The sequence below is a fragment of the Streptomyces sp. 13-12-16 genome (genome assembly GCF_002114215.1).
Taxonomy (GTDB): Bacteria; Actinomycetota; Actinomycetes; order Streptomycetales; family Streptomycetaceae; genus Streptomyces.
This window is the reverse complement of record NZ_NCTE01000363.1, coordinates 1-2,695: the sequence shown is the minus strand read 5'-3', so window position 1 is coordinate 2,695 and position 2,695 is coordinate 1. Positions and strand designations below refer to the sequence as shown.

The following is a 2,695-nucleotide window of genomic DNA, read 5'->3' as shown; positions in this document are numbered from 1 at the left end:
CGCGGCGCGTGCGGCGTTGGCGCCCGGCGCGCCGTGCACGCCGCCGCCCGGATGGGCGCCGGCGGACGCCAGGTACAGGCCCTTGACGGGCGTTTCGGGGCGCCCGGTGCCGGGGGCCGGGCGGAAGAAGAGCTGCTGGTGCATGGCCGCGGTGCCGCCGTTGATGGCGCCGCCGTGCAGGTTCCGGTCCAGGGACTGGAGGGTGGGCGGGGCGAGGACGCGCCGGGCCCTGATCGTGGACCGGAAACCGGGCGCGAAGCGTTCCACCTGGTGCTCCACACGGTCGGCCATGAGCTCCTGCTCCTTGGTGTCCCAGGCTCCCGTGAGCGAGTCCCCGCCCGCGTCGCCGGTGACGTCGTGGGGCACATGGGTGTAGGCCCACGCGGACTCGGTGCCCCGCGGGGAGCGGGACGGGTCGGAGGTCGTCATCTGGCCGAACAGGCAGAAGGGCCGGTCGGGGACGCTGCCGGTGGCGAGCTGGGCGGCGAAGCGGGTGAGTTCGTCGATGCCGTCCGCGAGATGGACGGTGCCGGCACCCGCGGCCTGCTCGCAGTTCCAGGGCACCGGGCCGTCCAGCGCCCAGTCGACCTTGAAGGTGGCGAAGTCCCACTGGAAGCGCCGCAGGTCGTCCAGCATCTGGGCGGGAACGTCCTCGGGGCCGAGGAGTTCGCGGTACAGGGCGGGCACGGCCACGTCCGCGAGGACGGCGCGGCCGGCCGCGAACGTCTCGCCGTCGGCCGTGCGCACCCCCGTCGCCCGGCCGTCGCGTACGAGGATCCGCTCGACGCGCCTGCCGCAGCGCAGCACCCCGCCGCGCGACTCCAGCCGGCGCGTCAGGGCCTCGGTGAGGGCTCCGGCGCCGCCGACCGGCACGGGGAAGCCGTAGGTCTGTCCGAGCATCGACATCAGCCAGCCGAAGCCACCGCTGCCCGCGGCCTCCGGTGCCAGGTCGGCGTGGAGCGCGTTACCGGCCAGCAGCAGCCCTCCGCCCTCGCCGCGGAACTCCTCCTCCCCCAGCCGGCGCACCGGCAGGACCAGGGTGCGCGCCATGCGCAGCCCGCCCGTGCCGCGCAGCCGGAAGGCCAGCCGGATCCCGGAGCGGACGGGCGGGAAGGGGGTGAACAAGGCGTCCAGGAGATCCGGCCGGAGGTCCTCCCACACGTCGTGCAGGCGGCGCCAGGCGTCCCCGTCGCCCGGCGCGAAGGCGTCCAGCGAGTCGGCGGTGACGTCGACACGGCGGTCGAGGACCGCGCACCGGCCGTCGCTCAGGGGGTGCGCTACCACGTGCGGGGCATGGCTCCAGCGCAGTCCATGACGCTCCAGGTGCAGCCCGGAGACGACCGGGGAGGCGGCGGCGAGCGGGTAGAAGGAGCTGCAGAGGTCGCTGACGAACTCGGGGTCGGCGCCCCGGTCGTGGCGCACGGCTCCGCCGGGCTCCGGCTGCTCCTCCAGCACCTCGACGCTCCAGCCGGCGTCGGTGAGCAGGTTGGCCGCGACCAGTCCGTTGGGGCCGGCCCCGATCACCACGGCGTCAGCCACGGGCGCCTCCCCCGTCGGGGGCCGGTGACACCACCTGGCCGAGGGGGCGGTGCCGCTCGGCCTCGGCCGCGTCGGCCTCACAGATCTTCGCCAGCCTGGCGAGCATGGCGCGGTGGCGGATCTGGATCAGGGCCTCCACGGCCGCGTTGTGCACCGTGCCGCCGGCACCCTTCAGCGGGTGCTCGTCCACGATGACCAGGCAGTGGTCGCCCCAGGGGCGCAGTTCGATGGCGATGCGGGCGGTGCCGAGGGGGCCGGCCTTGGCCTCGAGTTCCAGTGCCTCACCGGGCACACAGCGCCGGACGACGGTCTCGTTGGTCAGGCTCAGGGGGCCGAGGCGGACCTCGAAGCCGATCGCCGAGCCGAGTTGTGGCCAGTGTCCGTGCACTGGTTTCGACGAGGAGGTTCCCACGACCCATTCCGCGTACCGGGTGCCGTCCTCCAGGACGGTCCAGACGGACTGCGGGCTCGTTCTGATCAGATGATGGCGGACCGCCACTTCGACCTCCCGTGTCCGCGAGCGATGTCGGTCAGCACTGAGTGCCCCTTCTGGACGGGGTCAACCGGTGAGGTGGCTGGTGCTTGTGGGGTGCCCCGTGCGGGTGCGGTCCGGGGGCGGGGTCGCGCAGCCCGGCGCCTGCGGGGTGCCTCCCCCACTCCCGGCTGCGCTCGGGCGGGGGCACCCCCATCGCCCTGGGGGCACCTCTCAGGCCCTTGAGGCACTGGGGGAGGCACGACTGCCCGCGGATCTCGGGAGCGGGGGCTCGTGGTCAGGGGGTCGTGTCTCGGGCGGGGGCCAGGGCCCAGCGGATGGTTGTGGTGAGGGCGGTGCCCAGGGGGTGGACGCAGATGCTCTCGGCCGGGGGGACGCGGGGCAGCCACAGGGCTCGGGAGGCCCAGACGGGAAGCAGGGAGACCGAGTTGGCGGCGAGGGCCCCGTACGGCAGTCTGGCCAGCAGGGGGACGGGCGGGTGGAGCAGCAGGAAGCGGGCGGTGCTGCGGGCCTCGGGGGTGGCGCGCAGCTCGCCGCGGTAGGCGGCCAGCCGCTCGGCGAGTCCGGCGCGGTCGACCGGCGGGTCGGGCACGCCGAGCGCGGTGGCGATCCGCGCCATGTCGGCGACGTACGCGTCACAGCCCTCCTCGTCCAGGGGACGGG

General features: G+C 74.9%; 3 protein-coding genes. All 3 read right to left on the bottom strand.

Going from position 1 to position 2,695, the window contains the following annotated elements:
- The coding region (locus B7767_RS15335) for an NAD(P)/FAD-dependent oxidoreductase (RefSeq protein ID WP_085572681.1) at positions 1 to 1,539 on the bottom strand (1,539 nt) is incomplete at its 3' end.
- On the bottom strand, positions 1,532 to 2,038 hold the full coding sequence (locus B7767_RS15330; RefSeq protein ID WP_085572680.1) for an SRPBCC family protein: 507 nt from the start codon (positions 2,036 to 2,038) through the stop codon (positions 1,532 to 1,534). The genes B7767_RS15330 and B7767_RS15335, both read right to left, overlap by 8 nt.
- Before the next feature lie 271 nt (positions 2,039 to 2,309).
- A partial coding sequence (locus tag B7767_RS15325) for an oxygenase MpaB family protein (RefSeq protein WP_143652472.1) occupies positions 2,310 to 2,695 on the bottom strand: 386 nt, incomplete at its 5' end.